The 14,141-nt window shown below is 58.5% G+C and carries 12 protein-coding genes; 9 read left to right on the top strand and 3 right to left on the bottom strand.

The genetic code is table 11. The features are described 5' to 3' along the window. Window positions 1–7: 7 nt before the first annotated feature. Window positions 8–1,363, bottom strand: coding sequence for a TolC family protein (locus ACG9DO_RS05450; RefSeq protein ID WP_394730710.1), 1,356 nt, complete (start codon window positions 1,361–1,363; stop codon window positions 8–10). Between the two features lie 123 nt (window positions 1,364–1,486). Beyond that, the gene (locus tag ACG9DO_RS05445; RefSeq protein ID WP_394730709.1) at window positions 1,487–2,566 is read right to left on the bottom strand and encodes a CDP-alcohol phosphatidyltransferase family protein; all 1,080 of its coding nucleotides are present in this window, start codon (window positions 2,564–2,566) and stop codon (window positions 1,487–1,489) included. 105 nt (window positions 2,567–2,671) lie between these two features. On the opposite strand from ACG9DO_RS05445, the gene ACG9DO_RS05440 reads away from it, so the two are divergent. Then, window positions 2,672–3,538, top strand: a complete 867-nt coding sequence (locus tag ACG9DO_RS05440; protein WP_394730708.1) for a CDP-alcohol phosphatidyltransferase family protein — start codon at window positions 2,672–2,674, stop codon at window positions 3,536–3,538. On the opposite strand, the gene ACG9DO_RS05435 is transcribed toward ACG9DO_RS05440, so the two are convergent. Continuing rightward, window positions 3,535–4,599, bottom strand: coding sequence for a glycosyltransferase family 4 protein (locus ACG9DO_RS05435; RefSeq protein WP_394731206.1), 1,065 nt, complete (start codon window positions 4,597–4,599; stop codon window positions 3,535–3,537). The two genes, ACG9DO_RS05440 and ACG9DO_RS05435, sit on opposite strands and share 4 nt — an antisense overlap. A 415-nt stretch (window positions 4,600–5,014) precedes the next feature. Here ACG9DO_RS05435 and ACG9DO_RS05430 point away from each other — a divergent pair, with 415 nt between their 5' ends. The 8 genes from ACG9DO_RS05430 (at window position 5,015) to ACG9DO_RS05395 (ending at window position 14,068) form a co-directional block, all read left to right on the top strand. After that, window positions 5,015–6,115: an inositol-3-phosphate synthase gene (locus tag ACG9DO_RS05430; protein ID WP_394730707.1), complete on the top strand. Its 1,101-nt coding sequence runs from the start codon at window positions 5,015–5,017 to the stop codon at window positions 6,113–6,115. 3 nt (window positions 6,116–6,118) lie between these two features. Beyond that, a complete protein-coding gene (locus ACG9DO_RS05425) occupies window positions 6,119–6,922 on the top strand; it encodes an NTP transferase domain-containing protein (protein WP_394730706.1) in 804 nt (267 codons plus the stop codon). A 17-nt stretch (window positions 6,923–6,939) separates the two neighbouring features. After that, window positions 6,940–8,121: a glycosyltransferase gene (locus ACG9DO_RS05420; protein WP_394730705.1), complete on the top strand. Its 1,182-nt coding sequence runs from the start codon at window positions 6,940–6,942 to the stop codon at window positions 8,119–8,121. 61 nt (window positions 8,122–8,182) lie between these two features. Further along, entirely contained in the window at window positions 8,183–9,277 is a 1,095-nt protein-coding gene (locus ACG9DO_RS05415; protein WP_394730704.1) for a hypothetical protein, read from the top strand. Further along, window positions 9,274–10,080, top strand: coding sequence for an ABC transporter permease (locus ACG9DO_RS05410; protein ID WP_394730703.1), 807 nt, complete (start codon window positions 9,274–9,276; stop codon window positions 10,078–10,080). The genes ACG9DO_RS05415 and ACG9DO_RS05410 overlap by 4 nt, the downstream gene beginning before the upstream one ends. Next, entirely contained in the window at window positions 10,077–11,510 is a 1,434-nt protein-coding gene (locus tag ACG9DO_RS05405) for an ATP-binding cassette domain-containing protein (protein ID WP_394730702.1), read from the top strand. Before ACG9DO_RS05410 ends, ACG9DO_RS05405 begins: the two co-directional genes overlap by 4 nt. A 12-nt stretch (window positions 11,511–11,522) precedes the next feature. Further along, on the top strand, window positions 11,523–12,881 hold the full coding sequence (locus ACG9DO_RS05400) for a glycosyltransferase family 4 protein (RefSeq protein WP_394730701.1): 1,359 nt from the start codon (window positions 11,523–11,525) through the stop codon (window positions 12,879–12,881). A 23-nt stretch (window positions 12,882–12,904) separates the two neighbouring features. Beyond that, complete coding sequence (locus ACG9DO_RS05395) at window positions 12,905–14,068, top strand: polysaccharide biosynthesis/export family protein (protein WP_394730700.1); 1,164 nt, start codon at window positions 12,905–12,907, stop codon at window positions 14,066–14,068. Window positions 14,069–14,141 lie beyond the last annotated feature (73 nt).

Raw genomic sequence — 14,141 nt, 5'->3', positions numbered from 1 at the left:
GCGCCTCTTAGCCTTGAGGCTGCCAACGGCAAGTGAGGACCAGGATAAGCGCAGCGCTCGATGCAGCCATATTCTCGTTCTGTAGTGCGGCAAGCCTCGCGCCGATCACTTCGCTCACTGCATTCGAAAGGTCGAGCCATGAGCGCCGGCCGGCAACGAACTGACGTTGATAGCTGGCAAGCAGAGCGGCGGACGCTTCAGCCGCTGCGGCATTGACCTCCGCTCCCCTCAGGCCAGCACGATAGCTCGCATATTGGCGGCGGAGCACGGTTCGGGTTTGCCGCTCCGCCTGCGCGAATTCGGCCATGGCCTGCGCGACATCGGCCTCAGTGCGGTCAATATTGGAGAGCTTTGAAAGCCCGTTGCCTGTCTGCGCGCGCAGCACGAGCGCGGCGCGCGCGCCAGTCAACTCGTTCTGCGACAACTGCAGCAACAACCGCGGGAACAGCTGGCCCTCCGCATTGTCCTGTGCTGCTTGCGCAGCAGCGAGACGATGGGATCGCTCCTCAAGCGTGGGGCTGCATGCTTTCATCTCCTCAACGGCGAGAGATTCTGGCGGGATCAGCGCGGATTGGCTCATGGGCACGGCGCGCGGCATTGCGATACCCTCGCCAACGAGCTCAATCAACCGCAGGTAAGCGATGTCGCGCTGCTCTTCGCTCGCAGCAAGATCCGCTTCAAACTGCGCGACTCGCGAGCGCGCCAGTTCCAGTTCCACCGCTGGCGACACCTGCTGAGCAACACGGCGTTCAATTCCTGCCGAAAGCTCGGCGTAGTCTGCAAGGCCCTCCATGAGCACCCCCATTCGGCCGTCAAAACGAGCTGTGTCGTAGTAAGCCTGAATGACATCGAGCATCAGCGTCTGGCTGGTTACGCCCACGCGGCTGTCAGCAGCCTCCGCGTTGGAACGAGCTTCATTAATGGCGCTGGAAATGGTGCCGCCAGCCCACACCGGCTGCTCGAGCGCAATATTGGCAGCGATCCCGTCGGTGTCAGCAATATCGGACCCGCCAGTTGTGCTGAGGATTTCAGCCGTGAGATTGGGAAAACGCTGCCACTTGGCAGTGCGCAAATCGGCCTCTGCACTTTCGCTTGCCGCTTGAGACGCCGCGAGGAGAGGACTGGACTGCAAGGCAATTGCGACGATATCGGCAAGGTCGTCTGGTATCCCCGCCGGAGTGACCATCGCCGCTGCTTGCAAATCAGGCGCCTCAGGCCCGTAAACCCCAGGCTTTTCAACCGACTCAGCCGGCACGGCATCCTGTGCACTCGCCAACGACGCGCACAGCCCCGTTGCCAGCATGGCCACGATGCCAGAGCGCAATCGCGCGCGCAGCGCAACACAGGCACGAGCTTTGGCCAATTCTGTCGCTCTCTCCCTCAGGCTGACGAAACTGCTTGCAATCTAGCGGCACACCATGGGCGTATGCTTAACGCTGCATCTTCTTGAGCGAATGAGAAAAAATTGCAATCGCAGAACGCGCGCTCAGTGGCTGCGTGGGTTTCGCGCGAGTAAGCTTGATACTGCGGTGAAGCAGACAACCAGAAACCAGCCGCAAGCGACGGTCGCAAAAATCCATAGTATAGGAACCACCGCGCCTGCCAGAATCGCAAGACAGGCTGCGAGCGCGTAGAAATCGCGCATGGTGATGTAGATCAGCGCTTGCTTGATGCGCGAAGGCTTGGCGCGCATCTTGTGCTTGAGCGCATCAAAGGTGAACGGCCCACCGGCCCGGCGCGCCTGCAAACCCAGGATCACACTTCCCAAAGCGAGCACGATGAAGCCGAGCGCGCCCGCCGATGCCGCCTTGGTCATGCCCTGCTGCCAGACATTAAAGCTGACGCCAGCCAGAAATCCCAGATTGGTCGCAGCGTCAGTCAGGCTGTCGAGCATAGCGCCCGTTTCAGACGAACGTTGTGTCGCCCGCGCCATCTCGCCATCCACTCCATCGATAATGGAGGCGAGCTGAAACAGTACTGCACCAATCACAAGGCCGGGGGTCCCGCCCCAGACAAGCGCCGCGACCATGGCGAGCCCCAGCAAGGCTGCGAGCGCCGTCGCGTGACCGGGTCGCGCGTGTGGGCTCTTCAAGGCAAGACCGGTCAAAGCCTGCGAGATCGGCCGGTTGATATACCGCGAAACTATCCCGTCGCCCGCCTTGCCAGTCGCTGAAATGATCGCGCGCGACATAGTGCACAATGCACCCAGTTGCTGGGCCTCTTTCGGGCACGCCCCCTCGTATTGATAACCGCGCGTATTACCGGGATGCGTTTTCGGGGGAAGCTCTTGTGTTTGGAGAGCGTCCCCGGAAATGACCGACGCAATTTCAACCTTCGCCGCGTCAAGCGCTTGCCATTCGACCGCTGGCGACAACCGCTCCGCTTCAGCCAGACAATAGGAGCTTGGCTTCCAACCACCTGGTACAGCGACCGTGACTGAACTACTTCCTGCCCCATGCTGCGATAGAGTTGCAATCGCGCGTGCCGCTGCAGGAACCCCGGCAACCAATTGGTTCGCCGCTCGCTCGCTAGCAAAAAGGATCGTCGATGGAGGCGATTCTGGCATGTTCCGGTATAGCTAGCAGACAGCGTTTGGTGTTACGATCCTTTGACCGCTTGATTTTTATCATGAAAGCCAAGGGGAAACACGGATCCGGGAAAGAAAGTGTCGATGTCGCTGGAGCTTCGCCAACCGAAAGATGATATTGCGACCGCGACCGGCCGGATACGGGCAGCGCAGCATCCGCTCGATGCGATGCTGTTCCACCCACTCGCCGAGCGTTTGGCCCGCCTTCTCAGCAAGACGCCGGTCTCGCCAAACATGGTGTCATTTGCGGGAGGGCTAGCGATTGTCATCGCCGCGATCGCTTACTTGCAACAGGCCTGGCCGTGGTCGGCGCTGCTTGGCTTCGCTATCCATTCGTTATGGCACGTACTCGACGGAGCCGACGGCGATCTCGCGCGGATGACCGGGAAGGCCAGCCCCAGCGGCGAAATCTTTGACGGCATCTGCGACTACTCTGGACATATCCTACTGTATCTGATGCTGGCCTATGCCGCTTCGCCAGCACTGGGTTGGAGCGCCCTGGGGCTCGCTTTAGCCGCGGGCGCGAGCCGGATCGTCCAGGCCAATTTCTATGAAACGCAGAAACGCCAATATCTGGACTGGGTGCACGGCGTTGCCTGGCTCAGGACCAAGCCATGTGAAAGCATTGAGTCGAAGCAATCCACTCTCGGGCAAGCCTATTTAAAGCTCGCGGACTATCTTGTCCCGCGCGATGCTGTGCTCGAGCAAGCGTTGAGTGAACCAGGCAAGGCAGGGCCACTCAAGCAGCGGTTGACACAGTTTGGTCCACAGGCGCTCTATGGTAGTGACCTGCTTGGTGCACCCTACCGCACGATTGCACTGGCACTGTCGATGCTGGCAGGGTCTCCCGTCTGGTATTTCCTTTTTGAAATCATAATTCTGAATATGGTCTTGTGGACCAGCATTCGGCGCACGCGGCGAACTCTCGCTGACCTTGCGCAAGCGCACTAGCGCCGGTCTAGGACCTCGCGGTACAGTTCGATGTGACGCTCAGCGCAGCGCTTCCAGCTGAGTTGCGCAGCGCGGTTCAAGCCTCTCGCTTTCATCTCGGCACGTAATCCCGGTTCCGAGGCAACGCGTTGCAAGGCTGCAGCGATGGCATCTTGGTCAGTCGGATCGATCAGCAAGGCGGCATCGCCAGCCACTTCCGGCATGGCAGAAAGATTGCTCGTAATGACCGGGCAACCACACGCCATCGCTTCGGCCACAGGCATGCCAAACCCCTCGCACAGCGACGGATGCAGCAGGGCGAGAGCACCGGAATAGAGCTTTACCAGCGCTTCGTCATTGACTGGTTCGATCGCTTGAATCTGGCCCGCAATGCCCAGCGACCGCGCAAATTCATCAAGCGCGCGCATTCGCTGCCCCCTGCGCTGCACAAGCACCAACCGCATATCCGTCTGCGCAAACGCGCGGGCAAACGATTTGAGCGCGGCTTCGTGGTTCTTGTAAGGCGCGTTCTGCCCGACCGTCAGGATGTAAGGTGCATCAGCCAGCCCGATGGCCAACAAATCAGGCGCATTGGGATCCACCGGGCGGAAGTGGTCTGAAACTCCCGACAGGATTGCTGTTGTCTTGGCCTCAGCTGCGGGCGAATAGTGAGCAATATCCGACCGCGTAGCCTCGCTTACCGACACAATCGCGTCGCTGGATCGGAGCGCCCGGCGCATCCCGTGCTGATAAAACAATCGCTCTGCATGTCCCCAAAGCCGCGGATTGCACAGGTCTGGCCGTGTCAACCACATGAGGTCATGGATCGTCGTGACAGTCGCCATCTTGAGGCCGGCAGGAAGGATGTTTGAAGGCGCATGGAACAGGTCGACGCCATGCAAGTCGACGAGATGGGGCAGCAGCCACATTCCTGCCGGGCTGTTGCTGCCAGCGCTAACCTCCAATTCACGCACATTAGGATCGCTCGAGAGCGGGTCTGGCATCTCGCGACTGCGCAGGAAAAGAAAGCACCATTCTGGTGCTAATTTGGGCAAATACTCAACCAGTTGGCGTACGACCATACCGATCCCGCTCGGGCGAGGGCGAATGTATCGGCAATCGAGGCAAATCAGCGGCATCAGCAAGACATTGCGTGATCACCGGCCGCGCGCAAGCGCAATTCGGCCAAGAGCTCTGGCTTGGTTTGGTTAAAGTTTCAGACAGGATGATTTTAGTAAGCGCCTGATCGTCCAAATGAAATTAAAACCGGACGAATTGCCTTTGCGGGCCATAAACACGTCAGAATCCCTATTGTTCATCCACCACTTCAACCTAAAAGGGAACATCAGTCAGGCCAATCCGTTTTTTCAGCCGAAGTGGCAGTCGGTTAGTTGGCAAGAAATAATCACCCACACCGATATGGATGAAGGGTGCATGGCTATAGGGAAGAGAGCCGCCTAGGTGTTATTCCGTTGGTGAATAGAGGTAGTTCGTTTTATGTCCCCCATTCGCGTTGCCATTGTCGGTATAGGAAATTGTGCCAGTTCGCTGGTGCAAGGGGTTTCCCATTATACGCTCCACCCCAAGGCTGGCGGACTGATCCATCCGGTGGTGGCTGGCTATATCCCTGCTGATGTCGAATTCGTGCTTGGGATTGATGTCGATGCGCGCAAGGTCGGCAAGGACATCGCTGAGGCGATCTTTGCGCCGCCGAACAACACCAAGGTTTTCTGCGAAGATGTTGCCCCAACCGGTGCGAAGGTCATTCAGGGCTGTGTGCTTGACGGGGTCGCCGATCACATGCTCGAAGGCGGCGAGAGAGGGTTTGTTCTGTCTGGCCAGCCGGACGCCAGCCAGGCTGAGATTGTCGCGGCCCTGCAGGCTTCGCGCGCTGAAATCCTTGTCAACTTCCTGCCGGTGGGTTCCCAGGAAGCAACAGAATTCTACATGGAATGCGCGCTCGAAGCAGGTGTAGCGGTCGTCAATTGCATTCCCGTATTCATTGCAAGCGACCAACAATGGGAAGCGCGCTTCCGCCAGCGCAAGCTGCCGATCGTGGGCGATGATATCAAGGCGCAGGTCGGCGCAACGATCATTCACCGCACGCTTTCCAGCCTTTTTGCGGCGCGCGGCGTGTCAGTTGAGCGCACCTATCAGCTCAATACTGGCGGCAACACGGACTTTATGAACATGCTGGACCGCCAGCGCCTCACCAGCAAGAAGGCGTCCAAGACCGAAGCGGTGCAGGCGGCCCTTGCTCAACGGCTCAGCGCGGAAAATATCCAGATTGGACCATCTGAATATGTCCCCTGGCAAAAGGACAACAAGCTGTGCTTCCTGCGCCTCGAAGGCGAGCAATGGGGCGGCGTTCCGGTCGAGATCGAGCTGCGCCTTTCGGTGGAAGACAGTCCCAATGCAGCCGCTTGCGTTATGGACGCGATCCGTTTCTGCCGTTTCGCCCTGGACAACGGCGAGAGCGGCGTGCTGACAGTGCCGAGCGCATATTATTGCAAACACCCGCCACAACAGATGGATGAAGACACCGCCGGGCGCCTGCTCGATGAGTATCTCGTCGGTCAGCTCAAGGCGGCTGAGTAGCTGTTGACTGTTTCCAAACCTCTGGACGCGCTGATACTTGCTGCAGGCTTTGGGAGCCGATTGCGCGGCGTAGAGCCATGCAAGCCTCTTACCCTTCTGCATGGGATGTCCTTGCTCGAAATAGCAATCCGGCAACTCATGGATGCCGGTGTCATGCGAGTCGTGGTCGCGACAGGCTTTCAGGCCGAGCTTGTCGAGACAGAGCTTAAGGCGATTGCAACGCGAACCGGGGTTGCGATCGAAGCGCGACGGGTGCCGGACTTCACGAAGCCCAACGGCCATTCGATTCTTGCGGCAGCGAACGCTCTCGGTGACCGTTTTGCGCTGGTCATGGCAGATCATGTCCTGTCGCGTGAAATCCTCCGTCCGCTGGTCGCAACCACGCTCCCTTCGCAAGGGGCAGTGCTGGCGATTGATCGGCGCGTCAGTTCAGAGCTGGTCGATCCGGATGATGCCACATGGGTCAAGACTGACCAATCCGGCAGGATTATCGAGATCGGCAAGCAGATCGAGCCATACGACGCCGTTGACTGCGGGGCCTTCCTCACCAGTTCAGGACTGTTGGAGGCCCTTGAAACCGCGATTGCACAAGGCAAGTCCGGCTCTCTTTCTGATGGTATGCAGGTCCTCGCCGATCAAGGTCGTGCGGCAACAATCGACGTTGGTTTGGCGTGGTGGATCGACGTCGACGAGCCCCATGCATTGGCTCAGGCCCGCGCGCAGATAGGGCAACACTTGCCGCATTTGTTCGGTGCCACTGAGAAGTCAGAGGCAAATGGCAAGAACCTGGCGATGGTCGCACAATGACGCCTGTCTTCCTCGATATGACACGCGCCGCCGCCCGCCGATGGAATGGCGCAAATCCAACCGGCATAGACCGGGTTTGCGATGCCTACGCCGACCATTTTGGGCACCGCGCAATCGCTGTCATTCAAATCCGGGGTCGGGCGGTTATGCTCAATCGCGCAGCGAGCGACCTGCTGATGCAATCGCTCGATCTTCCTCGTTGGCAATTCCGGCGCAAACTTGTGGCGGCCCTGACCATGAGCACGGCGGCACCCTTACGCGCGCTTGAGACTCGCGACGCCTACTACATCAATGTCGGTCATTCCGATTTTGACCTCGATTCGCACTGGCGCTGGGTCAACCGAAGCGGGCTCAAGCCGATCTACCTGCTGCATGACCTGATCCCGATTACAGATCCTGACGTGACCACGACACACAAAACAACCCGACATCGCGGGCGCGTCAAAAGCGCGCTGAAGCATGCGCGCGGAATCGTGGCCAATTCGCAAACGACGGCTTCGGGCCTGAGGCAGTTTGCGCGTGACAATCGCATCGGGATGCCGCCGCTGCTCGTTTCTTGGATAGCCGGAGCAAAACTTCCGCTCATTCGCAAACCCGAACAAAGCGCCACGACCAAATTCGTCTCGGTCGGAACGATTGAGCGGCGCAAGAACCCTCAGCTGCTGCTGGATGTCTGGCAGGAGATGATTGCGCTTATGGGCGAGGCAGCCCCCCGGCTCGTGTTCGCGGGAAGTCTTGGCAGCGGCAGCGAGGAATTGCTGGCGCGACTGGAGCGCGAGCCTTGGCTTGCTCGCTTCGTGGATCTAAAGACTGATCTTGATGACCGCTCCTTGGCCAGGCTCATTTCAGGCGCGCGAGCGGTATTGCTGCCTTCCTTTGCCGAAGGATACGGAATCCCGCTCGTCGAAGCTCTTGAACGACGCATACCCGTGATCGGCTCAAACCTCGCAAGCTTTGAGGAACTGGGCCAGGGAATTCCGACCTTGCTCGACCCGCATGATATTCAGGCCTGGGCCGCAGCGGTTGCGGATTACTGCAACAAGGGGGACGAATACCGGCGCCAGCTCGCTGCCATTGACGGCTTTGTGGCCCCGCAATGGTCCGATCATTTCGCTAAGCTTGCAGCTTGGCTGAACATGCTCGACAATCAGCCAGATTTACATACTGGCATCAATCGACAAAAGGCAGCATTTGCCTGATCACTCAAATGTGCTTTAGCGAGGCCGGTCAATTGGTTGAGCAAGGGAGACGGAATTCGCCATGCTGGCTCGCTTGAAGGCTGTTAGCCCTCTGTTCCTTGCTGTGGTCGCCTTGCCGACCTTTCTGGCAGCGATCTATTTCGGACTCCTTGCAGAGGACATCTACGTCTCCGAATCGCGGATCATCGTCCGCAGCACAGCGAAGCCCGACACCTCACCGCTCGATTCGGTCCTTGGCTCATCAAGCATTACCGGCGGAAGCCATGAAAGCGACGCGGTGAACGAATATGTCCAGTCGCGTGGAGCCCTGCGCCAGATCGACGAAGACGGCTTTGTGCGGCAGGCCTATGGCAATGACACGGTCTTTGCGATGGACCGGTTCGGCTGGCTAAGCGGCAACAGTTTCGAACATCTTTACGCGTATTTCTCCCGTAAGGTTTCAGTCCAGCCAGGTGAAAGCCAGCGCGTTCTGCGTTTGCGCGTCGAGGCTTATGATCCCCAACATGCGCAAGAGATCAACGAGCGCTTGCTGCGCGGATCAGAAGCGCTGGTGAACGATCTTTCTGACCGCGCCCGTAAGGACGCCATCAGTTTTTCGGAGAAACAGGTCCTCGACGCGCGTGAGAATGCGCGCGCCGCCTCGCTCGCTCTGGCGCGCTTCCGCGATTCGGAAGAAGTCATCGACCCCGAACTGCAAGCGCAAATCGGATTGCAAACCATCGCGCAAATGCAGGAGCAATTGACATCGGCACGAACGCAATTGCAACAGATGGAGAGGTTTACGCCTAAAGCTTCCCAGATCCCATTCCTGCGCACTCAGATTGCACAGCTTGAAGGCGAGATCGAAGCGCAAACCCGGAAGATCGCTGGCGGCACGCGTTCACTGTCTGCAAACGCTGCTCGCTTTCAGGAGCTGACCCTCGCTTCTGAATTTGCCGAGAAACAGCTCGCCATTGCACTTGCCTCATTGCAAGATGCGCAGGCCGAGGCCCGGCGTCAGCAAGCCTATGTCGAGCGCATTTCAGACCCGTCGCTCGCCGATTACGCGACTTACCCACGCCGTATTCGCAGTATTTTCGCAACCTTCATACTGGGCTTGCTGGCATGGGGCGTCATCGCAATGCTTCTCGTAGGAATACGGGAGCATCGCAATTGAACCAAGGCGTTGCCTCCTCCCGGTCGGACCTCTTTGATAGCCTGACCATCAACCGGCGGATCATCGGTGCGCTTTTGATCCGCGAGATGCTGACGCGCTACGGGCGCCATAATATCGGCTTTCTGTGGTTGTTCGTTGAGCCCATGCTATTCACACTCGGGGTGACTGCACTGTGGACTGCAACCAAGACCTTGCATGGTAGCGATCTTCCTATCGTCGCCTTCGCGCTGACGGGCTATTCCAGCGTCCTGCTTTGGCGCAACATGCCGGGGCGCTGCATCGGTGCGCTTTGGGCAAACCTGTCTTTGATGTACCATCGCAACATCAAGGTTCTCGACATTTACTGCGCACGGCTCCTGCTGGAATTCGGTGGCGCGACGATTTCCTTTTCCGTCCTTGCGCTGGTGTTTGTGTCTCTGGGCATGATGAACTTGCCGGAAGATTTCCTGACGGTAGTGGCCGGTTGGCTTCTGCTGGCCTGGTTTGGCTGTGCGCTCGCAGTGTTCCTGGGGGCACTGTCGCATCAAAGCGAGATCGTCGACAAGCTCTGGCACCCTTCAAGCTACCTGTTGTTTCCACTGTCTGGCGCGGCCTTCCTTGTCGCCGCGCTCCCCAAATTCGCGCAGGATATCGTGCTCTGGATCCCGACGGTGCACGGGGTCGAGCTTGTTCGCGAGGGCTGGTTCGGATCGCAGGCACGCGCGATCTACGATGTGTCGTATCTCATAAGTTTTAATCTGGTCCTGTCGGTCGCCGCCCTGTTGATGGTGCAGTGGGTAGCGCGGCGGGTGGTGCCTGAATGAGCGACGCGGGATCGATCGAGGTGCGCGATGTGCACAAGTCCTACCCGACGCGCTTCGGGGAGAAGGAGGTTCTGCGCGGCATCGACTTCGATCTCGCGAAGGGTGAACGCCTTGGCATCCTGGGGCGCAATGGCGCGGGCAAATCGACGCTTATTCGCCTCATCAGCGGTGCTGAAAAGCCTACCTCGGGTAAAATCGAACGCACCATGGCCGTATCCTGGCCTCTGGCATTTGGAGGAGCCTTCCAGCCGCAGCTGACCGGTATTGACAACATCCGCTTTATCACCTCGATCTACGATCAGGATTTCGAGCGCAACCTCGCCTTTGTAGAGGAATTCGCCGAGCTTGGTCCCTATCTGAACGAGCCGGTGCGGTCTTATTCCTCAGGCATGCGCGCGCGACTTGCCTTCGCGATTTCGATGATCATCGAGTTTGATTGTTTCCTGATCGACGAGATCGGCGCGGTCGGGGATGCGCGCTTCCACGATCGCTGCAATCGCGAGCTGTTCGAGGTGCGCGGGGACCGTGCAATGATCATCATCTCGCATGATGCAGGATACATCCGCGAGCATTGCAACCGCTGGGCTGTTCTGCACGACGGCAAGCTCAGCCTGTTTGATGAATTCGAAGCGACCTACGAAAGCTACAAGGAACTGATAGGCGCGAACTCACAATCCAAGCCGCAAACAGTGAGCTGGACCAATCGTGCGCGCATGATTGAATCGTCACAGCATGCCGCTTTGTCCGATGAACGTTTTCGCGCACTGGCTCAACAAGGCGACTGGGCCCGAGACCAGCGCCAATGGCAACGCGCCGCCGAATACTACGCCGAAGCGCTGAGGTTCTACCCTTACCAGCGCAGTTACTGGGCACAGCTGGGCCATATGCACAAGGAACAAGGCGAATTCGCGGACAGCGAAATCGCTTACCGGACGTCAGTCGCTTTGGGTGAGCCGCTGGCAGATGTTCGGCCGCACATCGAGCATGTCGTCAAGCAGCAAGCAGGCGATTATTATTATGCAGCCATGCACCTGCCTGATAGCGGTCCCGCGGCGAGTCAGCCGCCTGCCAAGCCGGATTTCGAGCTGCTCCATTGGTTCATGCAAGGCGATCAGCCGTATGAGACGTCGGATTGCCTTGCGATGATGCGCACCCACCCGACCCTCGACGCGCTTTGCGCTGACCTTGCTGGCAAGCTTGCTATGGCTATCGCAGACCGGTCAATTGCGGATGAAGCTGAGCCACATCGCATCCGCGCTTTGGCTTGTCTGTTTGGAGAGCGTTTGTCCGACAAGGCCCGGACTGATTTTGAGGCGCAATGTTCAGCGCGGTCAGACATGGTCGCTTTCTTGATGCAGCATGGCGCCCTCAGCGACTGGCCGAAGACAAAGGCAGCCATGTCTGCACTCAACTCTCAGATCGCAGCATAGGACTGGCACGCGGTGAACGGCACAAAATCAATCCTTATTGATGGCTACAATCTCGGGCTTGAGAAAGGCACCGGAGTCGCCACCTATGCGCGCAATCTCAGCTACGAGATTCACGAATTGGGGCACCAGGTGGCTGTCCTTTACGGCAATCGCGGTTCGCCCCAGCGCGACCAATTGCTGAATGAAATCGCGTTTTTTGACGGACCAGTGGAACAGCATCGGTTCCTCGAATTGCTAGAAAGAGCGAAACAAGCTCTGCGCGGCCCGCTCAGTTACAAGGCGAAGCAGGTTCCTGTGACCGGCCGGGTTGTGACGCGCACCTTTTCATCGCGGCTTCCCTATTTCGACACGCTCTACAATTCCAACGACGTGTTCAAGAACGCGCAAGGGGCGTTCTGGGTGTGGAAAAGGCTGGTCAACATCAGGCTGCCAGATCAGCCCGACCTTGCGCACTGGACATACCCTTTGCCCGTGAAGCTGGCCGGCCGGCCGAACATCTACACCCTGCATGATCTCGTGCCCCTGCGCCTGCCTTACACGACGCTCGACAACAAGAAGCGTTACCTCAAGCTGATGCAGCTGCTGGGCAAGAAGTCCGATCACATTGTTACTGTGTCAGAAAATTCCAAACGGGACCTTGTTGAGCTGGTCGGTATTCCCGAAGAGAAGATCACCAATACCTATCAATCGGTTCAAATTCCCGCGAAGTACCGCGACAAGCCTGAAGATCAACTCGCGCGCGAAATCGAAGGCGTGACAGGCTTCGACTACAAGGGCTATTTTCTGTTCTGGGGTTCGCTCGAGCCCAAGAAGAACATTGCGCGCATTATCGAGGCTTATCTCGCAAGCGATGTGCAAACCCCGCTCATCATCATCGGCGCGCAGGCATGGAAAGCCGAGAAAGAGCTCGCCCTGCTCAATGAAGGGATGCGCTCTGAAGATGATCGTCGGGCAGACAAGGATGCACCCAACCCTGTGATTGCAGCAATGGCCCGTCAGCGCGGAGCACGAAAGCGCATCATTCGCATGGATTATGCACCGTTCAGCTTGCTGGTAAGCCTGATCCGCGGCGCCAAGGTCGCTCTGTTTCCCTCGCTCTATGAAGGGTTCGGACTGCCGGCCCTCGAAGCGATGCTGCTGAATACGCCGGTTATATGCTCGAATACCTCATCACTGCCAGAGGTCGCGGGCGATGCAGCCTTCATGGTCGATCCATACGATACGCAAGCGATTACGCAAGCCATCCGCACCCTGGACGCGGATGCAGACCTGAGGGCTGATCTGGTCAAGCGCGGTGCCGCGCAAGCAGCCAAGTACAGCCCAGAGAACTATCGCGCACGCCTCCAATCCCTGTATGAAAAGTTCCTGTGATGTTGCCTGATTCTTTCGATCGAATGTCCCGCATTCTGCTGGCAAGCCTGCTCGCGGTGCTCGTGGGTGCGTGTTCGACTCTCGGCGCAGCAGGCCCGGGCACCGGCACTGTGCGTTCATCAGACGGCGAGCCCTATGGGGCAGCTGAAATCGCGGTCGTGGAACTCGACAGCAATACCAACGCACGCATCACTGCCTCGCGCGATGCGCAGAGTTTTGCGCGTGTGTTCGGCGATCCCGAGTTCTTCGCTCCACGCCTCGAGCGCGGCGATGTTGTAGGCGTCACCATCTGGGAAGCGCCACCGGCTGTCCTGTTTGGCGGGCAGTTGACGCGTGCCGGATCGTTTGACGGCGGTGCAGCACAAGGAACCTCACTGCCTGATCAGCGAGTCGATGAAGCAGGTGCCATCACCGTTCCGTTCGCTGGCAAAGTTACAGCGGCTGGCAGGACAACCACGCAAATCCAGAGCGAGATCATCAGACGTCTGGATGGCAAGGCAAACGACCCGCAAGTGCTGGTGCGGCTCGTCGACAATCAGGCCAACAACGTCACGGTTATGGGCAAGGTCGCGCAGACCCGACGCGTACCTCTATCCTCGCGCGGAGAGCGCCTGCTCGATGTGCTGGCGCAGGCAGGGGGCCCAAGTCAGGAGGTCGAGCAGACATCGGTGCGTGTGGCCCGCGGCGAGCTCGCTGCGACCATGCCGCTCGACGCAATCATTCTCGACCCGGCCCAGAACATAGCCCTGCGGCCGGAAGATATCGTCACGGTGCTCCACCAGCCCTACAGCTTTATCGCTCTTGGAGCAGTGGCCCGAAATGCCGAAATACCTTTCGAAGGTTCCGGGCTGTCACTGGCGCAGGCGCTGGGCCGGATGGGCGGTCTTCGCGATGACCGCGCCGATATCCGCGGAGTATTTGTCTTCCGCTTCGAAGAACCCGCTGCGATAGAACCATCGCAAATCGTCGATGTTCAGAGCCGGCAGGACGGCAAGATCCCGGTGATATACCGGCTGGATATGTCCGATGCGGCAGGTCTGTTCCTCGCACAGGATTTCCAGGTTCGCGACGATGACGTGATTTACGTATCCAGCGCGCCGGGTGCAGACCTCCAGAAATTCCTCCAGACCCTCTCCAATGTGGCGCTCTCCACAATTGCCATCAGCAATTCACTCGACAACAACTAAAAAAAATTTCATGCATCCGGCACCTTTGCTGGTTTCACGCGTTCGACACCAGTCAAAACGGGATAAATATCCG

Source organism: Altererythrobacter sp. GH1-8, assembly GCF_043702085.1.
Taxonomy (GTDB): Bacteria; Pseudomonadota; Alphaproteobacteria; order Sphingomonadales; family Sphingomonadaceae; genus Erythrobacter.
The sequence above is the reverse complement of the archived record's forward strand: the minus strand, read 5'-3'. Positions and strand labels throughout refer to the sequence as shown.

Bases quoted from the DNA above. Each gene is read 5' to 3' on its own strand.
- ACG9DO_RS05405 (WP_394730702.1), top strand. From the start codon at position 10,077: ATGAGCGACGCGGGATCGATCGAGGTGCGCGATGTGCACAAGTCCTAC.
- ACG9DO_RS05415 (WP_394730704.1), top strand. From the start codon at position 8,183: ATGCTGGCTCGCTTGAAGGCTGTTAGCCCTCTGTTCCTTGCTGTGGTC.
- ACG9DO_RS05395 (WP_394730700.1), top strand. From the start codon at position 12,905: ATGTCCCGCATTCTGCTGGCAAGCCTGCTCGCGGTGCTCGTGGGTGCG.
- ACG9DO_RS05420 (WP_394730705.1), top strand. From the start codon at position 6,940: ATGACACGCGCCGCCGCCCGCCGATGGAATGGCGCAAATCCAACCGGC.
- ACG9DO_RS05435 (WP_394731206.1), bottom strand. From the start codon at position 4,599: ATGGTCGTACGCCAACTGGTTGAGTATTTGCCCAAATTAGCACCAGAA.
- ACG9DO_RS05430 (WP_394730707.1), top strand. From the start codon at position 5,015: ATGTCCCCCATTCGCGTTGCCATTGTCGGTATAGGAAATTGTGCCAGT.
- ACG9DO_RS05445 (WP_394730709.1), bottom strand. From the start codon at position 2,566: ATGCCAGAATCGCCTCCATCGACGATCCTTTTTGCTAGCGAGCGAGCG.
- ACG9DO_RS05440 (WP_394730708.1), top strand. From the start codon at position 2,672: ATGTCGCTGGAGCTTCGCCAACCGAAAGATGATATTGCGACCGCGACC.